The sequence below is a fragment of the Prescottella defluvii genome, assembly GCF_000738775.1.
Classification (GTDB): domain Bacteria; phylum Actinomycetota; class Actinomycetes; order Mycobacteriales; family Mycobacteriaceae; genus Prescottella; species Prescottella defluvii.
Genome location: NZ_JPOC01000060.1, coordinates 1 through 17,852 on the forward strand (window position 1 = coordinate 1; position 17,852 = coordinate 17,852).

Annotated in this window: 18 protein-coding genes; 13 read left to right on the plus strand and 5 right to left on the minus strand. The window is 67.4% G+C overall.

Going from position 1 to position 17,852, the window contains the following annotated elements; all coding sequences use genetic code 11:
- The first annotated feature begins 113 nt into the window (after positions 1 to 113).
- From IJ15_RS0119930 to IJ15_RS26175, 7 genes are all read left to right on the plus strand, one after another.
- Positions 114 to 899: an SDR family oxidoreductase gene (locus tag IJ15_RS0119930; protein WP_031940100.1), complete on the plus strand. Its 786-nt coding sequence runs from the start codon at positions 114 to 116 to the stop codon at positions 897 to 899.
- Positions 896 to 2,263, plus strand: a complete 1,368-nt coding sequence (locus IJ15_RS0119935; protein WP_031940101.1) for a cytochrome P450 — start codon at positions 896 to 898, stop codon at positions 2,261 to 2,263. Before IJ15_RS0119930 ends, IJ15_RS0119935 begins: the two co-directional genes overlap by 4 nt.
- Positions 2,263 to 2,484 carry a ferredoxin gene (locus tag IJ15_RS0119940; RefSeq protein WP_031940102.1) on the plus strand — a complete coding sequence of 74 codons (222 nt, stop codon included), beginning with the start codon at positions 2,263 to 2,265 and terminating at the stop codon, positions 2,482 to 2,484. Before IJ15_RS0119935 ends, IJ15_RS0119940 begins: the two co-directional genes overlap by 1 nt.
- A 3-nt stretch (positions 2,485 to 2,487) precedes the next feature.
- On the plus strand, positions 2,488 to 3,039 hold the full coding sequence (locus tag IJ15_RS0119945; RefSeq protein ID WP_031940103.1) for a Cif family virulence factor: 552 nt from the start codon (positions 2,488 to 2,490) through the stop codon (positions 3,037 to 3,039).
- Complete coding sequence (locus IJ15_RS0119950) at positions 3,033 to 4,292, plus strand: hypothetical protein (protein ID WP_031940104.1); 1,260 nt, start codon at positions 3,033 to 3,035, stop codon at positions 4,290 to 4,292. The genes IJ15_RS0119945 and IJ15_RS0119950 overlap by 7 nt, the downstream gene beginning before the upstream one ends.
- Positions 4,293 to 4,319: 27 nt before the next feature.
- The gene (locus IJ15_RS0119955; RefSeq protein WP_031940105.1) at positions 4,320 to 5,933 is read left to right on the plus strand and encodes an acyl-CoA synthetase; all 1,614 of its coding nucleotides are present in this window, start codon (positions 4,320 to 4,322) and stop codon (positions 5,931 to 5,933) included.
- Positions 5,934 to 6,227: 294 nt separating this feature from the next.
- Complete coding sequence (locus IJ15_RS26175; protein ID WP_156112168.1) at positions 6,228 to 9,428, plus strand: beta strand repeat-containing protein; 3,201 nt, start codon at positions 6,228 to 6,230, stop codon at positions 9,426 to 9,428.
- 5 nt (positions 9,429 to 9,433) lie between these two features.
- Here the strand turns inward: IJ15_RS26175 and IJ15_RS26765 are convergent, their stop codons facing one another.
- On the minus strand, positions 9,434 to 9,598 hold the full coding sequence (locus IJ15_RS26765; protein WP_231569603.1) for a hypothetical protein: 165 nt from the start codon (positions 9,596 to 9,598) through the stop codon (positions 9,434 to 9,436).
- A gap of 49 nt (positions 9,599 to 9,647) precedes the next feature.
- Between IJ15_RS26765 and IJ15_RS0119965 the strand changes: the two genes are divergently transcribed.
- Complete coding sequence (locus IJ15_RS0119965) at positions 9,648 to 10,106, plus strand: class F sortase (protein WP_231569604.1); 459 nt, start codon at positions 9,648 to 9,650, stop codon at positions 10,104 to 10,106.
- A gap of 17 nt (positions 10,107 to 10,123) precedes the next feature.
- Here IJ15_RS0119965 and IJ15_RS0119970 read toward each other — a convergent pair whose 3' ends face one another.
- Entirely contained in the window at positions 10,124 to 10,345 is a 222-nt protein-coding gene (locus IJ15_RS0119970) for a PLDc N-terminal domain-containing protein (RefSeq protein ID WP_031940108.1), read from the minus strand.
- A gap of 168 nt (positions 10,346 to 10,513) precedes the next feature.
- Between IJ15_RS0119970 and IJ15_RS0119975 the strand changes: the two genes are divergently transcribed.
- Positions 10,514 to 12,133 (plus strand): amidohydrolase, encoded by a 1,620-nt coding sequence (locus IJ15_RS0119975; RefSeq protein WP_231569605.1) that lies wholly within the window; start codon positions 10,514 to 10,516, stop codon positions 12,131 to 12,133.
- Positions 12,134 to 12,171: 38 nt separating this feature from the next.
- On the opposite strand, the gene IJ15_RS0119980 is transcribed toward IJ15_RS0119975, so the two are convergent.
- Positions 12,172 to 12,549, minus strand: a complete 378-nt coding sequence (locus IJ15_RS0119980; RefSeq protein WP_031940110.1) for a RidA family protein — start codon at positions 12,547 to 12,549, stop codon at positions 12,172 to 12,174.
- A gap of 227 nt (positions 12,550 to 12,776) precedes the next feature.
- Here IJ15_RS0119980 and IJ15_RS0119985 point away from each other — a divergent pair, with 227 nt between their 5' ends.
- From IJ15_RS0119985 to IJ15_RS0120000, 4 genes are all read left to right on the plus strand, one after another.
- Complete coding sequence (locus IJ15_RS0119985) at positions 12,777 to 14,213, plus strand: FAD-dependent oxidoreductase (RefSeq protein WP_031940111.1); 1,437 nt, start codon at positions 12,777 to 12,779, stop codon at positions 14,211 to 14,213.
- Between the two features lie 133 nt (positions 14,214 to 14,346).
- Positions 14,347 to 15,324 carry a restriction endonuclease gene (locus tag IJ15_RS0119990; RefSeq protein ID WP_231569606.1) on the plus strand — a complete coding sequence of 326 codons (978 nt, stop codon included), beginning with the start codon at positions 14,347 to 14,349 and terminating at the stop codon, positions 15,322 to 15,324.
- 128 nt (positions 15,325 to 15,452) lie between these two features.
- A complete protein-coding gene (locus IJ15_RS0119995) occupies positions 15,453 to 16,202 on the plus strand; it encodes a DUF1906 domain-containing protein (RefSeq protein ID WP_031940113.1) in 750 nt (249 codons plus the stop codon).
- Positions 16,203 to 16,276: 74 nt separating this feature from the next.
- Complete coding sequence (locus IJ15_RS0120000; protein WP_031940114.1) at positions 16,277 to 16,639, plus strand: hypothetical protein; 363 nt, start codon at positions 16,277 to 16,279, stop codon at positions 16,637 to 16,639.
- A gap of 65 nt (positions 16,640 to 16,704) precedes the next feature.
- On the opposite strand, the gene IJ15_RS0120005 is transcribed toward IJ15_RS0120000, so the two are convergent.
- Both IJ15_RS0120005 and IJ15_RS0120010 read right to left on the minus strand, forming a co-directional pair.
- Entirely contained in the window at positions 16,705 to 17,205 is a 501-nt protein-coding gene (locus IJ15_RS0120005) for a nuclear transport factor 2 family protein (protein WP_031940115.1), read from the minus strand.
- Positions 17,206 to 17,301: 96 nt separating this feature from the next.
- Entirely contained in the window at positions 17,302 to 17,544 is a 243-nt protein-coding gene (locus tag IJ15_RS0120010; RefSeq protein WP_031940116.1) for a hypothetical protein, read from the minus strand.
- Positions 17,545 to 17,852 lie beyond the last annotated feature (308 nt).

A 17,852-nucleotide genomic window follows, 5' to 3' on the forward strand; every position in this document is an offset into this window, starting at 1 on the left:
GGGGTCGCCCGGCCCGCGTCGGGGGGTCGGGGTCGACGAGTCTCGCGCGCTACGAGTCCATTCCACGAATGTTCGAGGTTTCGCTTCTCCCCCCACGAAAGTGAAGGTGCGCAGTGCCTAGATTCGAACCCCATCCGGACCGGCGGCCGGCCCTCATCGCGGGCGCGTCGTCGGGCATCGGGACCGCAACCGCCTACGCCCTCGCCGAACTCGGCCATCCGGTGGCGCTCGGGGCCCGCCGCACCGAACAGTGCGAGGAGATCGCCGACAAGATCCGCAGCAACGGCGGGGAGGCGGTCGCGCTGCACCTCGACGTCACCGACACCGCGTCGGTGGACCGCTTCGTCACCGACGCCGAGGAACGGCTGGGACCCGCCGAGATCGTGCTGTCCGGTGCCGGCGACCTGGTGTTCTCGCAGGCCCACGAGATGGATCCGGACAGCTTCCTCGCGCAGGTGAATGTGCACCTCGTCGGCGCCCAGCGACTGGTGAATCGCGTCCTTCCCGGGATGATCGAACGGCGTCGTGGCGACTTCGTCCTGGTCGGATCGGACTGCGCCGACATGCCGCGGCCGTGGATGGGTGCCTACAACGCCGCCAAGACGGGCCTCGAAGCCATGGGGCGGCAGATGCGGATGGAACTCGAGGGCACCGGGGTTCGGGCGTCGATCGTGCGCCCCGGCCCGACGCTGACCGGCATGGGGATGGACTCCTCGCCCGAGGTCGTCGGGCCGATGCTCGAGGCCTGGTCGAAGTGGGGCCAGGCCCGGCACCCCTACTTCCTGCGCGCATCCGACATCGCGGCGGCCGTCGTCGCCGTCGTGTCGACCCCGCGCGGCGCCCACATGGTGCTCGTCGAGGTCCAGCCCGAGGCGCCCCTGCGGAAGGACGACGAATGACCACCGTCGTCGAACCCCGGCGCGTGTCCGGGGGCGAACACGAGCACGGCCACCTCGAGGAATTGCGCACCGACCCGATCGCGCTGATGCGCAGGGTGCGTGAGGAATGCGGGGACGTCGGGTCGTTCCGTCTCGCCGACCGCAACGTCGTGCTGCTGTCGGGGGCGGAGGCCAACGAGTTCTTCTTCCGCTCCTCGGACACCGAACTGGACCAGCAGGCCGCGTACCCGTTCATGAAGCCGATCTTCGGCGAGGGTGTGGTGTTCGACGCCAGCCCCGAGCGGCGCAAGGAGATGCTGCACAATTCGGCGCTGCGCGGCGAGCAGATGAAGGGCCACGCCGCGACGATCTCGCACGAGGTCGCGCGCCTGGTCGGAACGTGGGCCGACGAGGGCGAGATCGACCTGCTCGAGTTCTTCGCGGAACTGACCATCTACACGTCGTCGGCGTGCCTGATCGGCAAGAAGTTCCGCGACCAGCTCGACGAGCGGTTCGCGCGGCTCTACCACGAGCTCGAGCAGGGCACCGATGCGATCGCGTTCGTCGATCCGTACGCGCCCATCGAGAGCTTCCGCCGGCGCGACGAGGCACGCGTCGCGCTGGTCGCGCTGGTGCAGGAGATCATGGCGGACCGGATCGCGAATCCTCCACGCGGCAAGGATGATCGGGACATGCTCGATGTGCTCGTCTCGATCAAGGACGAGGACGGCGCACAACGATTCAGCGCCGACGAGATCACCGGCATCTTCATCTCGATGATGTTCGCCGGCCACCACACGACGTCCGGGACCGCCGCATGGACACTGATCGAACTGTTGCGGCACCCGGACGTCCTGCAGAAGGTGACGGCCGAACTCGACGGACTGTACGGCGTCGGCGCGGACATCACGTTCGCCGGGCTGCGGCAGATCCCGATCCTCGAATCGGTACTCAAGGAGACCCTCCGGCTGCACCCGCCGCTGATTCTGCTCCTGCGGGTGGCCTGCGGCGACTTCGAGGTGGCGGGCCATCGCATCGCCGAGGGTGATCTGGTGGCGGCGACGCCGGCGATCTCGAACCGGATCCCCGAGGACTTCCCGAACCCCGACACGTTCGATCCCGGTCGCTACATCGATCCCAACCAGGAGGACATCGTCAATCGGTGGACCTGGATCCCGTTCGGGGCCGGACGGCATCGCTGCGTCGGTGCCGCCTTCGCGCTGATGCAGCTGAAGGCGATCTTCTCGATCCTGCTGCAGGACTTCGAATTCGACATGGCCCAACCCGCCGACAGTTACCGCAACGACCACAGCAAGATGGTCGTCCAGCTCGAACAGCCGTGCCGCGTGCGCTACCGCCGACGGACACGGGGAAGCGAGGGGTGATGAGGGTCGAAGTGGACCTCGACCTGTGCCAGGGACACGCGATGTGTGAGCTCGAGGCTCCCGGCGTCTTCAGCGTGCCCAGGCGTGGACAGGTCGAGATCGCCGACGGCGAGATCCCCGACGAGCTGCGTGCGGATGTCGAACGCGCAGTGCAGTACTGCCCCACAGCCGCACTCCGGCTCGTGAACGACCACAGTGCCCACACGACGGAAGGTGAGTGAGAGATGACCCGGTTCGATCGCGCCGAGCTCGACGAGATGGTCCAGCGCTGGATCGAGGAGAACAAGCGCTGCGAGGCCAACGGTGACTGGAAGCCGTTGGCGCAGATGTACACCGAGGACGCCACCTACGGTTGGAACTACGGCCCACAGCAGGACTTCATGGCAGTCGGCCGCGACGAGATCCGCGAACTGGCACTGGGGCAGGAGATGCTCGGGCTCGAGGGCTGGCAGTACCCGTACCAGCAGTTCGTGATCGACGACCACACCGGCGACGTCATCGGACTGTGGAAGCAGGTGGCCGACCGAACACGCGACGACGGCAGTCACTACCAGGTCCACGGCATCGGCGGCAGCTGGTTCCGCTACGGCGGCGACTTCCAGTGGGAGTGGCAGCGGGACTTCTTCGACTTCGGCAACGTGTCGGCACTGTTCGTCGAGATGATCACGAACAATGCACTGTCCGAGGGGATGTCGGCGCGCATCCAGCGTTCGGTCTCGGGGCGGAAGCTGCCCGGCTGGTTCCCGGCCGGCACGTCGCCGGTGGAGCTGTGGTGACCGCCAAGCCGACCCGATCGTCGTTCGAGGCCCTGTCCCGCGCAGACCTCGCCGTGCTCGTCCCGGAGTTGCTGCTCTGCGGGCAACTGATCGACCGCTCGGGGATGGCGCACCTGATCGGTGCGTTCGGGCGCGAGGGGATGACCGAGGTCGCGATCGAGGAATGGCAGGCGTCGAGCCCCTGGTACACGCGGCGCATGCAGCGGGCCCTGAACTACGAGGGCGACAGTGTCGAGACCATCTTCAAGGGCCTGCAACTCGACATCGGCGCGCCGCCACAGTTCATGGACTTCCGGTTCCGCGTCGACGATCACGACCACGGCGAGTTCTGGCTCGATCATTGCGGCGCGCTCATGGACGTCGAACCGATGGGCGACGCCTTCGTCACCTCGATGTGCCACGACATCGAGGACCCGACGTTCGACGCGACCGCCCTCGCCACCAACGTCCACGCGCAGGTGCGGCCCCTCCACCGTCCGCCGCGCGTGCCCGCCGACCGGCACCCGCACTGTGCATGGACCGTCACGATCGACCCGTCCCACGTCCCGCCGGTCGTGCAACCGCACACCGAGGCCATCGGACGGACCGCCGCCGTCGCGACCGAACTGACCCCCATCGACACCGACGACGACGGCCGGGCCGACTACGCGGGCCCGCTGCTGTCGGACGTGCGGTTCGCCGACTTTTCACGGTCGGCGCTGGTGCGGATCGCGGAGGAAGTGTCCCTGCAGCACCATCTGCTGGCGCTCGGCTTCCTCGTCGGGGTCCGCAAGCGCACCGACGAGGAGACCGCGCGAACCATCACCCGCAAACAGCTCACCGGCATCGCGGGGTTGGCCGCCGAACGGATCCGAGACGCGCTGGGACTGCCCGACGACCTGGAGGGTCTCGCCGCGGTGCTGTCGGTGCACCCCCTGTTGGCGCCGAAACAGTACGTCGACAGCCGGATCGCGTTCGACGACGGCCACCTGCGCATCACGATCGGGCGGCGGGGACGTGCCGACACCGACGGGGCGTGGCCGACGCTGATCGACGGCGACCACCTCGAGCCGCTGCAGGCCCTGGTGCGAGGCGTGAACGCACGCTTCACCGCACACGTCGCGTCGGAAGGCCCGGACGCGTTGGTGGTCGACGTGCGCACCGAGGACACCCCGGCGAAGGAATGCGGCGAGGTGGCCATCACCCGCTTCAGCACCGGAGCGAACTTCGCGTTCGCGGACAGAGGTATCCCCTTGCCGCTCACCGTCGTGTGAGCGGACCTGACCGGAAGGACGTCACGCGTGGCACTCAACCTTGCCGACCTGTTCGAGCATGCCGTCGACGCGATGCCGGACCGGATCGCGCTCATCAGCGGCGACCGTGAGCTCACCTACCGCGAACTGGACGAACGTGCCAACCGGCTGGCCCACCATCTGCTGGCCGAGGGCTTCGGAGTCGGCTCCCACATCGGTATCCACCTCCACAACTCGCTGGAAACGATGGAGTCGCTGATCGCGGTGTTCAAGATCCGCGCGGTGCCGGTCAACATCAACTATCGCTACACCCGCGACGAACTGGCGTACGTGTACGACAACGCCGATCTCGAGGCGGTGATCCACCACCGGGTGTACGGGCCGCGGATCGAGGAGGTCCTGCCGGCACTGCCGGGGATCCGGCACACCGTCGTCGTCGAGGACGACCAGGGCGGACTCGGGTTGCGCTGTCCCGGTGTCCAGTACGAGGATGCGCTCGACGGAAGCTCCACGGTCCGCGACTTCGACGAGCGGCGCAGCGACGACCTGTTCCTGATGTACACCGGGGGCACCACGGGACGGCCGAAGGGTGTCGTGTGGCACCAGGAGGACATCTGGCGCGTGCTCGGTGGCGGCATCGATTTCTACAGTGGCGAACCGGTCGCCGACGAGTACCAGCAGTCCCGCATGGGGACGGCCGGAGAGCCGATGCGCTGGTTCGCGCTGCCGCCGTTGATCCACGCCGCCGCCATGATGCCGACGTTCACGGCACTGTTCACCGGAAACACCGTCGTCCTCGACCCCAAGTTCGACGCCCATCGGGCGTGGAAGATAGTGGAACAGAGGAATGTTCAGGTCCTCATCATCACCGGAGACGCGATGGGTCGACCGCTCGTCGAAGCGTTCGCCGAATCGACGGCCGACGTCTCCAGCCTCGCAGTGGTGGCGTCAGGTGCCGCGCTCTTCTCACCGGCCGTCAAGACGGCCTTCCTCGACACCTTCCCCGGCATACTTGTATCCGACTCGGTCGGATCGTCCGAAACAGGTTTCGGCGGTATCGGATTCGCGTCGAAGGACGGACCCGACAGTGGTGGTCCTCGGGTGCAGCCTGGTCGAGCCTCCTTCGTGGTCGACGACAACGGTGACCGCGTCGCACCCGGATCCACTGCCGACGGGTGGCTGGCCAAGGGCGGCCACGTACCTGTCGGCTACTACAAGGACCCGGAGAAGAGCGCCGAGATCTTCCGTGTCATCGACGGTGAACGGGTGGTCGTTACAGGTGATCGCGCCAAGGTCGAGGCCGACGGCTCGATCACCCTGCTGGGCAGGGGAAACATGGTGATCAACACAGGTGGGGAGAAGGTCTTCGCGGAGGAGGTCGAGAGCGTCGTCAAGGCTCATCCGGACGTGTACGACGCGATCGTGATCGGGGTGCCCGACGAGCGGTGGGGGCACCGCGTCGCCGCGGTGGTGCAGGCTCGGGACGGTGCAGCCATCGATTTCGGTGACGTGGAACGTCACTCGCGCGTTCGTCTGGCCGGCTACAAGATTCCGCGCTCGATCTGGGTCGCCGACCGCGTCGAACGCACACCCAGTGGAAAACCCGACTACCGGTGGGCCAAGGCGTATGCGAACACCGCGGAGCCCGATCACCGAATCTGAGGGCGACGTGGTGTCCTCCGGAACGAAAATGCCAGATCGGCGGGTAGATCGCATCGCATCGGGCACCGCCGCAGCTTGACGAATCACAAGGTGCGGTGAGGGTTTCGCAATCGATACCGGTTCGAGATGTTATCGTCGTTCCGCCTGTATGCATGTGGCCGGGGGAAAGTTGCTATCCGTCAATCGGGGGATTGACGGATTCTTGGGGGGCGTCGTTCGTCGATTCTGTCGTCATGCGATTTGGGCTGACTGTCTTTGCATTGCTGTGCATGCCGATCAGGAGGTCGAATAACGATGTCTACCCACAGGGGCAGAAACATCCGCACACTGAAGATGAAGAGCCGCATCATGGTCGCCGCGACGGCCGTCGGCGCCCTGACAATCGCCACGCCCGCCGTCGGCCACGCGGAACCGGTGCCCGGCAACGGCATCGGAAGTAGCGCCAACGGTGGCGCGAACGGTGGACTCGCAGGCCTCGGGAGCAGCGCCGGCGGAAATGGGCAGGGCGGCCTCGGGAGCGCCGTGGGTCCCGGCGGTGCGAACGGCGGCGTGAACGCCGGCAGCGCGGGCAACCTCGACCTCAACGGTCTCGCCCAATTGGTCCTCGGAAGCCTCGGCAACATCGGAGGCGGCAGCACGGGCGACACCGGTAGTGCTGGCGATCTCGGTCTGGGCAGTCTGGCGGACCTCGGAGCCGGGAGCGCTGATTCCGGCAGTACCGGTGGTAGCTCGGGCAGTGGCGATCTGGACCTGGGGAGTCTCTCGGAGCTTGCGCTCGGCAGCCTCGGATCGGGCAGTGGCAGTGGTAGCGCGGACGGTAGTGCCGATCTGAATCTCGGCAGCCTGGCCGATCTTGGTGCTGGTAGTGCCGGCGATACCGGTAGTGCTGGCGATCTCGGTCTGGGCAGTCTGGCGGACCTCGGAGCCGGGAGCGCTGACTCCGGCAGTGCCGGTGGTAGTTCGGGGAGTGGCGATCTGAATCTTGGCAGTCTCGCCGATCTTGGTGCTGGTAGCGCCGGGGATACCGGTAGTGCCGGTGGTCTGGATCTGGGGAGCCTGGGGGAGTTGGCGCTGGGTAGTCTGGCGCTTCCGTTGGGCAGTTTGGCTGCTCCGCTGGGTAGCTTGGCGTCGGGCAGTGGCGGCGATACGGGGCTGGATCTGGGGAGCCTGGCCGATCTCGGGACGGGTAGTGATTCCGGCAGCGCTGATACCGGGTCTGATTCGGGCAGTGCCGGTGGTAGCTCGGGCAGTGGCGATCTCGATCTGGGGAGTCTCTCGGAGCTTGCGCTCGGCAGCCTCGGATCGGGCAGTGGCAGTGGTAGCGCGGACGGTAGTGCCGATCTGAATCTCGGCAGTCTCGCCGATCTCGGTGCTGGTAGCGCCGGGGGCACCGGCAGTGCCGGGGCCGGGTCTGATTCGGGCAGTGCCGATTCCGGTAGTGGTGCCGGTGCGGATCTGGGGAGCCTGGGTGAGTTGGCGCTGGGTAGTCTCGCGCTTCCGTTGGGTAGTTTGGCGCTTCCGGTCTTGGGTAGTGCGGGTGCTCTGGGAAGCACGGGCGACTCGGGCAGCGTTGGCGGTGTCGATGCCGGCAGTGCCGATTCCGGTAGTGCCGGTGGTAGCTCCGGGAGTGGCGATCTCGATCTGGGGAGTCTCTCCGAGCTTGCGCTCGGCAGCCTCGGATCAGGCAGTGGCAGTGGTAGCGCGGACGGTAGTGCCGATCTGAATCTTGGCAGTCTGGCCGATCTCGGGGCGGGTAGTGATTCCGGCAGTGCCGATACCGGGTCTGATTCGGGCAGTGCCGGTGGTAGCGCGGACGGTAGTGCCGATCTGAATCTCGGCAGCCTGGCCGATCTCGGTGCTGGAAGTGCCGGGGATGCCGGTAGTGCCGGTGATCTGGATCTGGGCAGCCTGGGTGAGTTGGCGCTGGGTAGTCTCGCGCTTCCGTTGGGTAGTTTGGTGCTTCCGGTCTTGGGCAGTGCGGGTGCTCTGGGAAGCGCGGGTGACTCGGGCAGCGTCGGCGGTGTCGATGCTGGCAGTGCTGATTCCGGCAGTTCCGGTGGTAGCGCCGATCTGAATCTCGGCAGCCTGGCCGATCTCGGTGCTGGTAGCGCCGGGGACACAGGCAGTGCCGATACCGGGTCTGATTCGGGCAGTGCCGGTGGTAGCTCGGGCAGTGGCGATCTCGATCTGGGGAGTCTCTCGGAGCTTGCGCTCGGCAGCCTCGGATCGGGCAGTGGCAGTGGTAGCGCGGACGGTGGTAGTGCTGATCTGAATCTCGGCAGCCTGGCCGATCTTGGTACTGGTAGCGCCGGGGGCACCGGCAGTACAGATACCGGGTCTGATTCCGGCAGTTCCGATTCCGGTAGTGGTGCCGGTGCGGATCTGGGGAGCCTGGGTGAGTTGGCGCTCGGCAGTCTCGCGCTTCCGTTGGGTAGTTTGGCGCTTCCGGTCTTGGGTAGTGCGGGTGCTCTGGGAAGCACGGGCGACTCGGGCAGCGTTGGCGGTGTCGATGCGGGCAGTGCTGATTCCGGCAGTTCCGGTGGTAGCACCGATCTGAATCTCGGCAGCCTGGCCGATCTCGGTGCTGGTAGTGCCGGGGACACCGGTAGTGCCGGTGATCTGGGTCTCGGGAGCCTGGGTGAGTTGGTGCTCGGTAGTCTCGCGCTTCCGCTGGGTAGCTTGGCGTCGGGTAGCGGCGGCGATGCGGGGCTGGATCTGGGTAGCCTGGCCGATCTCGGGATGGGCAGTGATTCCGGCACTGCCGATACCGGGTCTGATTCCGGCAGTGCCGCTTCCGGTAGTGGTGCCGGTGCGGATCTGGGGAGCCTGGGTGAGTTGGCGCTGGGTAGTCTCGCGCTTCCGTTGGGTAGTTTGGCGCTTCCGGTCTTGGGTGGTGCGGGTGCTCTGGGAAGCGCGGGCGACTCGGGCAGCGTTGGCGGTGTCGATGCGGGCAGTGCTGATTCCGGCAGCACCGACAGTGGCAGCGCGGGCGAATCGGGGAGCACCGGCGACGCCGGCAGCCTCGGAAGCCCGGAACTGGGTAGTGCAGCGCTGGGCAGTGCGGCACCCATCCTCGGCAGTGCCGCGATCGGTGGCCTGACCTTCGGCAGTGCGCTCGCCGGCGGAGCGACAGTCGGCAGTGCGGCCCTCGGCAGCGCCCTCGCGGGCGGAGCGGTCCTCGGAAGCACCGCCGGCGGCGGAGCCGGAAGCGGCGAAGGATCCGCAGCAGGCCAGGTCGAGGGCATCGCCCTGCCGGCAACGGCAGTCGCCGGTGTCGTGGCCGCGCAGGACATCGCAGCACCGACCGCCACGTCGGAAGCCGGTGCCACCCGTACCGGCGGTCAGATATCGGCGGTGCCGGTCGGTGGCGTCGAGGCGGGCGGAAAGGGCATTACCGACGAAGCCCCGGCGCGTGGAGCACTCCTCGGTACCGCATTGCTACTTGCAGCGGCGGCCGGGGCCACGGTGGCCGGTCGGCACCGTCGAAACTCGTAGGAGCGTCACAGTTCCATGACCCACAGATCGACAGGCCGTTGCTCGCGCACGCGACGCAACGGCCTGTCGGCGGTTGTCGCGGCCTGCGCCGTCGCCGCGCTCGCCCTCACCGGATGCGCCAGCACGGAACAGGCGAACGAGCAACCGCCGGCCTCGACACAATCAGTCACGCACCCAGCGGCAGCACAATCGTCGGCCGCGCCGGCGACACTGCATCCGGTGAGCATCTCGATCCCGACGATCGGCGTCACCTCGGATCTGATGATGCTCGGCCTCGAGCCTGACGGTGCGCTCGAAGTGCCGCCCGAAGGACATCCCGCCGGTTGGTATTCCGGCTCACCGGTGCCCGGAGAGATCGGCCCCGCGATCGTCGCCGGGCACGTGGATTGGAAGGGCGACCCCGGAGTCTTCCATCGACTCCACGAACTCCGGCCCGGCGACGAGGTCACCGCCACCCGAAGCGACGGCGTCACCGCCGTGTTCCGGGTGGCGAGCGTCGAACGCTTCGCGAAATCCGAGTTCCCGACGAGCGCCGTGTACGGAGACCTCGACCACCCCGGGCTCCGACTGATCACGTGCGGGGGAGAGTTCGACGACTCCGTCCGCAGCTATCGCGACAACACCGTCGTGTTCGCAGACCTCGTCGACCAGCGTGATCCGGGCACCCGGACCGACTGAGGTGTGCAGCTACCCGACTACGCGGATGTTTTCCTGCCCCAACGGAAATAGGACAGCGGTCCGAGGAAGTTCACCGCGATGATCGCGGCCCACTTGCCTTTGCTGCCGTTGACCTGATCCCGGTCTCGCCTCGCGAGATCCGTCCACGCGGTAGCGGCCAGGCTCAACTGCACCGAACCCAGCACGAGAATCACCGCACGCTGGCGTGGGCTGAGATCGGCCCACCGCTTCTTCGCCATGTTGCTCTCCTTCGTCCCCTGCGTCGATCGAACGTACTCGGGTCCTTCCTACCCGATGTCGTGTTGCCGACACGACATTCGGCGCGCGTACGGAGCGGACGGTGGGTAGCGTTGCGCCTGCGAGACCTCGGCCGTGCGGAGGCCCGAGCGAGCGGGAAGTGACAGGGTGTGGCAATGGCGGATCTGGTGCTCTTCGGCGACATCGTGACCATGGACGACGCGAATCCGCGGGCCGCCGCGGTCGCCGTCGCGAACGGACGAATCGTCGCCGTCGGCTCGGACTCGGAGATCGCGCCGCACATCGGACCGGGCACCACCGTCCACGACCTGGGTGCAGCGTGCATCATGCCCGGATTCATCGAGGCACACGGACATCCGCTGAACGAGGCGGTGGTGCTGGGAGAGCCCGTCGTCGACATCCGGCCGGTGACGATCCCGGACGCGGCCGGTGTGCTCGCCGCCATCGACCAGGCCGTCGCCGACGGCGGACCGGACGGCGCGCTGCTCAACGGCTGGGATCCACTGCTGCAGAAGGGGTTGGCCGATCCCGCCCTGCAATGGATGAACGAGAGGTCGCCCGACGCGCCCCTGGTGATCCTGCACAACTCGGGGCACGCTGCCTACTTCAACTCCGCCGCCGCGCTCGCCGCCGGCGTCACCCGCGACACCCCCGACCCCGAGGGCGCGCGCTTCGGCCGCGACGAATCCGGGGACCTGGACGGCGTCGCGTACGAGATGGCGGCAGTGCTCGCGGTCGCGAGCCCGCAGTTGACATCGCACGTCGACCGCTTCCCCCAACTGCTGGCCGCGGAGTGCGCCCGCATGAATGCGGCCGGGGTGACGACGGTCAGCGAGATGGCGTTCGACCCCGCGATGCGTCCGGCGCTCGCGGCGGCAGCCGAGGCGGGCATCCTCACCACCCGGCTGCGGCTGTACGAGACGTCCGGGCCGCGACGGTCCTCCGATGTCGCCCCGGGTGCCGGCGACGACCTGGTCCGGCAGGTGGGCATCAAGATCTGGTCCGACGGCTCCCCGTGGATCGGCAACATCGCACTCAGCTTCCCGTACCTCGACACCGCGGCCACCCGGGCGCTCGGGATGGCCTGCAGCCACGGGCACGCCAACTACACGAAGGACCAGATCCTCGAGATCAGCACCCCCTACTACGAGCAGGGGTGGCAGATCGCCTGCCACTCGCACGGCGACGAAGCGATCACGATGGTGCTCGACGCGTGGGAAGAGATGCTGGGCGACAAGCCTCGCCCCGACCACCGTCTGCGGCTCGAGCACGTCGGCGCGATGCGACCCGATCAGTTCCGTCGGGCCACCCGCCTCGGCATCACGTGCAGCCTGTTCGTGGACCACCTGTACTACTGGGGTGACGTCCTGGTCGACGATCTGTTCGGACGCGACCACGGATCACATTGGGCTGCAGCGGGTTCCGCGCTCGCGGCCGGGCAGCGGATCTCGTTCCACAATGACGGGCCGGTCACCCCGACCAATCCGATCCGGAACATCGCGGATGCGGTCACACGACGCTCCCGAAGTGGCGACGTCCTCGCCCCCGAGGAACGCATCCCCGTCGGTGCGGCACTGCGCGCGCAGACGATCGACGCGGCGTGGCAACTGTTCAGCGACGAGAGTGTCGGGTCACTGACTCCCGGCGCACACGCGGACATCGTCGTCCTGTCCGCGAACCCGCTCACCGTGGACCCCGACACGTTGGCCGACCTCGAAGTGCAGGCCACGGTGTTCGCGGGAAAGGCGGTGTACGGCACCCTCGGCTGATCCGTCGGCAGCGTTTCCTCGATGCCGGCGGGGGTCGCTCAGCGAGCGGTCCCGATCCGCGCGATCGCCTTGATCTCGACGAGGATGCCGCGCTGGCCGAGTGCGGCCACCCCGATGGCGGTCCAGGCGGGCCGTGCGGCGCCCTGGAATCGGGCCTTGGCGGCCATGAACTCCGACATGTGGTGCGGGTAGTCGACGTGGTAGCTCGTCCACTCCACCAGATCGAGCGGTGAGGCGCCGTGCTTCGCGAGCAGTGCGCCGAGCGTCGCGAACGCCAGTTCGTACTGGCGTTCCGGATCCGCGGGAGGAGTGCCGTCCGGCCCCAGCCCGACCTGGCCCGAGCAGAACAGGAGATCTCCGCTGAGCACGGCATCCGAGTAGCCGTACTCCTCTTCCCAATCGGTCCCCGACGACATCGCCGCTCCTCGCTTGTTCCTGGACGGCGAACGCCGCCCCGGGACGATGATGCCCCGGGCGGCACGTAGCGCGGGAGATCTTCCCGCCCGGTGGGATTCGCCAGGTCGCGAAGTCTGTTCCACTGGACGGGAAGGACCGCGGATCCGAACCCGCCCGCATGGAAAATGGTGTGGATCACATCTGTCATGAATCGCGATGTGGGTCACATCAACCTCGGAGGGTGAACATGGACGTTGCGGGTTTCGACGAAGAATTCGACGTGGTCGTGATCGGTTCGGGGGCGGCGGGTTCGGCCGCGGCGCTCGGTGCGTATCAGTCGGGAGCCAGTGTGCTGGTCGTCGAGAAGTGCGACGAGGCCACCGCGGGCGGGAACACGCGCGTCTCCGGTGGTGGCTGGTGGGTCAACCGCGACCCCGAGCGGGCGCGCACCTTCCTGAACTCGCTCACCGCGTCCTTCCCGGTGGCCGACGACGTCGTCGCGGCGTGGGCATCCGAGACCGCCGAGAACTCGCGGTGGCTCAAGGAGTTGGGGGCCGACGTCGCATTGAGCCCCGACTATCACACGGAGCCCGAGTATCTCGAGCTCGACGGCAGTGACTGCTACGCCGGCATGGACACCGTCGGCGGGCGTATGGGAAATTCACTGCTCTACGACTTCCTGCGTGCCGCGCTCGACGCGCGCGGCATCGAGATCCGTTTCGAGACACCCGCAGTCGAGCTGATCACCGAGGACGGCGTCGTCGTCGGTGTCGAAGTCGACGGTGGTGACGGGCGGCGCCGGATCGGGGCGCGGGGCGGTGTGGTGCTCGCGACAGGAGGATTCCAGGCCGACGCCACGATGGTGCGGGACTACCTCCGGGTCGAGGACCATGTGCTGTGGGGCTCGCCGGCGTCGACCGGCGACGGCCACCGCATGGCGCAGGCGATCGGCGCCGACCTGTGGCACATGGGCAACATGATGACCATCACCGGCGTGCGCGGGGACGACGAGTTCGGCCACTACCTCGCTCTGTGGAACGCACACAACTACCTGTGGGTGTCCGAGGACGGTCGCCGCTTCGTGGACGAGGCGGCCGAGCCCAAGCACGGCCACATCTCCCGGAACGGCACCTACGAACTGTTCCCGCAGCGCCCGTTCCGGCTGATCTTCGACGAGCAGATGCGGACCGCCGGGCCCCTCAGCCCGACCGCCGACGTGCTGCCGGTGGGCTGGAACCTGCTGATGCGTGGGTTCGAGTGGAGTCGGGACAACAGCCTCGAGATCGAGAAGGGCTGGATCCGGCGCGCCGACTCGATCGCCGAACTGGCCGAGATCATCGGGGTCGCTCCCCAGACGCTCGAGCGGACCGTCGAGCAGTACAACGCGGCCTGCGCCGCCGGGGTCGACGACCACTTCGGCCGCGACCCGCAGACCCTCGGGGCGGTGTCGCAGGCCCCGTTCTACGTCCTCGACGTCACTCCTCTGCTGGGCTGGAGCAACGGCGGTCCTCGCCGGGACGGCCGGGCGCGGGTCCTCGACACCCGCGGAGGCGTGATCGACGGCCTGTACGCCGCCGGCGAGGTGAGCTCGACCTACAGTTGGACGAAGGACGGCGGATTCCACATCGCCGACGCCCTCGCGTTCGGCCGGGTCGCCGGGCGCGACGCAGCCGCCCGCGCCTGACGAGGCACCGGTGGTTCCGTCGCTCCGGCGGAACCACCGGATTCGGGGGAGTGCACGACACCCGATAACATCCAGGTCGGCCGGCGATCCGGTGTCGAGCGGCCGCCGACGGACGGCGCGGATGGGAGCGGGTGTGCAGGTGCAGGAGCCACAGCGTGAAGACGTCGCCGGTCAGGAGGCCCTGATTGCACAGCTTCCGCCGTACACCGAGCTGCTGTGGCCTACCCTCCAGGCGCTGATCGCGCTGGGCGGATCGGCGTCCAACAACGAACTCGACAGTGCAGTCGTCGAGCGGGAGGGTTGGTCGCCGGAGTTGCAGGGGGTGCTCCACGGCGACGGGCCCGGAACCGAGGTCGAGTACCGATTGGCTTGGGCGCGTACATATCTCAAGGGTATGGGCCTGCTGGCGAACAGTAGGCGCGCAGTGTGGAGCGTGACGAAGCGGGGCCGGGAGGCGACCGAGCCCGAACTGCGCCCGCTGTTGGCGGCGTTCACCGCGGACAAGCGTCGTCAGCGCCTCAACCGCAAGGCCAGTGCGCCTGGTGCGCAGTCTGTTCCACTGCAAGACGCGGAATCGGAATCGGACTCGGAGTCCGAGGCGACGGCGGAGACGTCGTACGGTGACGCCGCCGATGCGGTGGCATGGAAGTCGACCCTGCTGGACTCGCTGCTGCGGATGTCGTCCACGGGTTTCGAACGCCTCACCCAGCGACTGCTCCGCGAGGCCGGCTTCTCGAGCGCCACCATCACCGGGCGGACCGCCGACGGCAGCATCGACGGCATCGGGATGTGCCAGATCTCGCTGCTGAGTTTCCCGGTCGCCTTCCAGTGCCAGCGGGTCAGCGGCAGCGTCGGGGCCGGTGCGGTCCGGGATCTGCGGGGCGCCATGGCCGGACGCGGCGAGAAGGGCCTGCTGATCACCACGGGCACCTTCACGAGCGAGGCCCGTGCCGAATCGCGGCGGGACGGAGCGCCTCCGATCGACCTGATCGACGGGGACCGGTTGTGCGCCCTGCTCAAGGAGCATTCGCTCGGCGTGAAGACCACGACGCGGGTGGTCGAGGACGTGTCCGTGCGCGCCGACTTCTTCGCCGGGCTCGAGTCGGACTAGGAGTCCGAAGTCTCCGATGTGACTGACGAAACCAGAGTGACTGTGGTGAAATAGGTCTCGAATCCCACAGGGCGCGCGGCGAATACGTCACGGTCGCCCGGTCACAGCGATGCCGGAATCTGCCGGTGATGCGAGGTTTTGCAGTGCAGGTTTCCCGACGAGAACTGTTCAGGATCGCCGCGGCCGGCACCGCGGCAGCGGGTGTCGCGGCCGTCGCCGGCCCCGCCGTCGCGAACGCGGGACCGGCGACACTGATCGACTACTCCGCGGGCGTCCCGTCACCCATCGGTATTCGGCTGGCCGGGCACGTCGGCGCCATCCGTTACGTCTCGGACCGGCGTCCCGACGCGGCTTGGATGCTCGGCAAACCCATGCAACTCGGGGAGGCCGCTGCGCTGGCCGCGGTCGGGCTGCAGATCGTCTCGTGTTACCAGTTCGGCAAGGGAGCGACGTCGGACTGGCGGGGCGGATACGACGCCGGTGTCCGCCATGCCCGGCGCGGCCTCGAATTGCACCGCGCCGCAGGTGGGCCGGAGAACTGTCCGATCTACGCCTCCATCGACGACAACCCGTCCGGGTGGGAGTTCGACAACCTGATCGCACCGTTTCTGCGCGGGTGGGAAGACGTCCTGGGTCGGCGCAACGTCGGCGTGTACGCGAACTCGCCGACGATCGACCGTTGCCTGCGTGCCGGTGTCGGCGCCTGGTTCTGGCAGCACAACTGGGGATCGCCGGCGGGCTTCGTGCATCCGGCGGCGCACATGCACCAGTTCGAGATCGACAAGCGGAAGATCGAGGGGATCGGCATCGACCTCAACTCGATTCTCAAGCCCGATTGCGGGCAGTGGTCGATGCGCAAACCGTTCTTCTTTTCCTAGCCCGAGGATCAATCCTTGGATGGATTCTTGCGGGAATTGTGAAGCCACCGGATACGTAAAGCTAAGGTAATGGCATGTCTGTCGTCTACAACGTCCTCGTCGCCGTCCACCTGCTGGGTATGGCCGCGATCGTCGGTGGCTACCTCTCGGTCCTGAAGGCCCCCCGCGTCAGCGAGGTGATGGTCTGGGGCGCGCGCATCCAGTTGCTGTCCGGTCTGGTGATCGTCGGACTCGGCGAGGCCGTCGATTCGCTCGGTAAGGACTACGACCACGCCAAGATCGGTGTCAAGCTCGTGATCACGCTCGCCATCGTTGCGGTCGCCGAGATCGGCCGGGCACGGCAGAAGCGTGGCGAGGGCAACCCCAACTTCGCGCACATCGTCGGCATCCTGGCGATCGTCAACGCACTCATCGCGGTGCTCTGGACGAGCTACTGACCTTCGACTCGCACACACGACGGGCGCCCTCCATGCGGAGGGCGCCCGTCGTCGTTTCGGCCTGATCAGCCCGGAAGCCGCGACATCTTCTCGAGCCAGACGCGCGCGTCCTCGGGCAGATTGCCCGACGCCTCGGCGTGCTTGCACCACTTCTTCGCCATCGAGAAGAAGTTCATCGGGTTGTAGGCGTCCTCCTCGTGCGACCACAGGTTGTCGCCCGCGTAGTGCAGGATCGTGATGTTCGCGGCGCCGTGATCGGTGCCGTCGCCGGGATCCTCCATCGGGTTCTGGACCTCGCAGATCACCCAGCCCCGATCCTCGTCGATGACGTACCAGGAGACGGGGAACTCGGGCATCCGGCTGCCCGGGAACGCGGTCATCGTCCGGGTGACCCAGCGGCGGATCTCCTCGCGGCCGTTGAAGCTGCCGAACGCATGCTCGAGGTACGTCGCGTCCTCGGTGAACTGGTCGGCGAAAGCGTTCCAGTCACGGGTCTGCGTCGCCTGCACGACGGTCTTCTGATAGTTCTCGAATGCGGCTTCGAGTTCGTCGCGGGTCCATGCCATCGCTGCGCTCCTCCTGGTCGGTTGCGGACGACTTCACCAGCAACCTAACTCAGTACTGGAACGTGTTTCAGTTTTTCGTCGTAATCGGGCAGATTGTCAGGTTCCGTGCAACTCGGTCCAGACGCCGAACGGCGGCGGGCCGTCGCCGAGCACCTTGACGCCGTGTGCGGGCGTACCGGTCACCGCATCGGCATGCTTGACGTGCATCCACTGGTAGCCGGCGAGAACGTGCTCCTCGGACGTCGCCTTGTTGACGACCACGTTGTCGCCGTTGTCGCGCTGCTCGAGATACCAGCCACTGTCCGGGCCCGCCAGAACCCACCACTTCTCTTTGCTCATGGTCGTTACTCCCGTCCTGGAGCGACTACACGATGCCCCTCTCAACGCTACCGCTGTGTCGAGGTGAAACAAGCCGTGCGAAACGACCGATATGCGGGTACGGTCCGGGCCTCGGATCGGCTTCGGATAATCTTGGCGATCCGAAATCAGCTATGACGCGGAGGGTCTCGTGGAATTCCTCATCAACCTGTTCTATTCGATCGCTGCGAATCTGTACATGGGCTCCTCGGGAGCGGTGAACGGCGGATCGTCGGGCGGGGGCCAGACGACGCCGTAGCTTTCTCGCCCGAACGTCGAACGCCCGCCCC

Excerpts from the sequence above, each read along its gene's own strand:
- IJ15_RS0119980 (WP_031940110.1), bottom strand. The coding sequence starts at position 12,549 with ATGTCGTCGGGGACCGATTGGGAAGAGGAGTACGGCTACTCGGATGCC.
- IJ15_RS0120005 (WP_031940115.1), bottom strand. The coding sequence starts at position 17,205 with ATGGCATGGACCCGCGACGAACTCGAAGCCGCATTCGAGAACTATCAG.
- IJ15_RS0120010 (WP_031940116.1), bottom strand. The coding sequence starts at position 17,544 with ATGAGCAAAGAGAAGTGGTGGGTTCTGGCGGGCCCGGACAGTGGCTGG.
- IJ15_RS0119945 (WP_031940103.1), top strand. The coding sequence starts at position 2,488 with ATGACCCGGTTCGATCGCGCCGAGCTCGACGAGATGGTCCAGCGCTGG.
- IJ15_RS0119935 (WP_031940101.1), top strand. The coding sequence starts at position 896 with ATGACCACCGTCGTCGAACCCCGGCGCGTGTCCGGGGGCGAACACGAG.
- IJ15_RS0119985 (WP_031940111.1), top strand. The coding sequence starts at position 12,777 with ATGGACGTTGCGGGTTTCGACGAAGAATTCGACGTGGTCGTGATCGGT.
- IJ15_RS0120000 (WP_031940114.1), top strand. The coding sequence starts at position 16,277 with ATGTCTGTCGTCTACAACGTCCTCGTCGCCGTCCACCTGCTGGGTATG.
- IJ15_RS0119970 (WP_031940108.1), bottom strand. The coding sequence starts at position 10,345 with ATGGCGAAGAAGCGGTGGGCCGATCTCAGCCCACGCCAGCGTGCGGTG.
- IJ15_RS0119940 (WP_031940102.1), top strand. The coding sequence starts at position 2,263 with ATGAGGGTCGAAGTGGACCTCGACCTGTGCCAGGGACACGCGATGTGT.
- IJ15_RS26175 (WP_156112168.1), top strand. The coding sequence starts at position 6,228 with ATGTCTACCCACAGGGGCAGAAACATCCGCACACTGAAGATGAAGAGC.
- IJ15_RS0119995 (WP_031940113.1), top strand. The coding sequence starts at position 15,453 with ATGCGAGGTTTTGCAGTGCAGGTTTCCCGACGAGAACTGTTCAGGATC.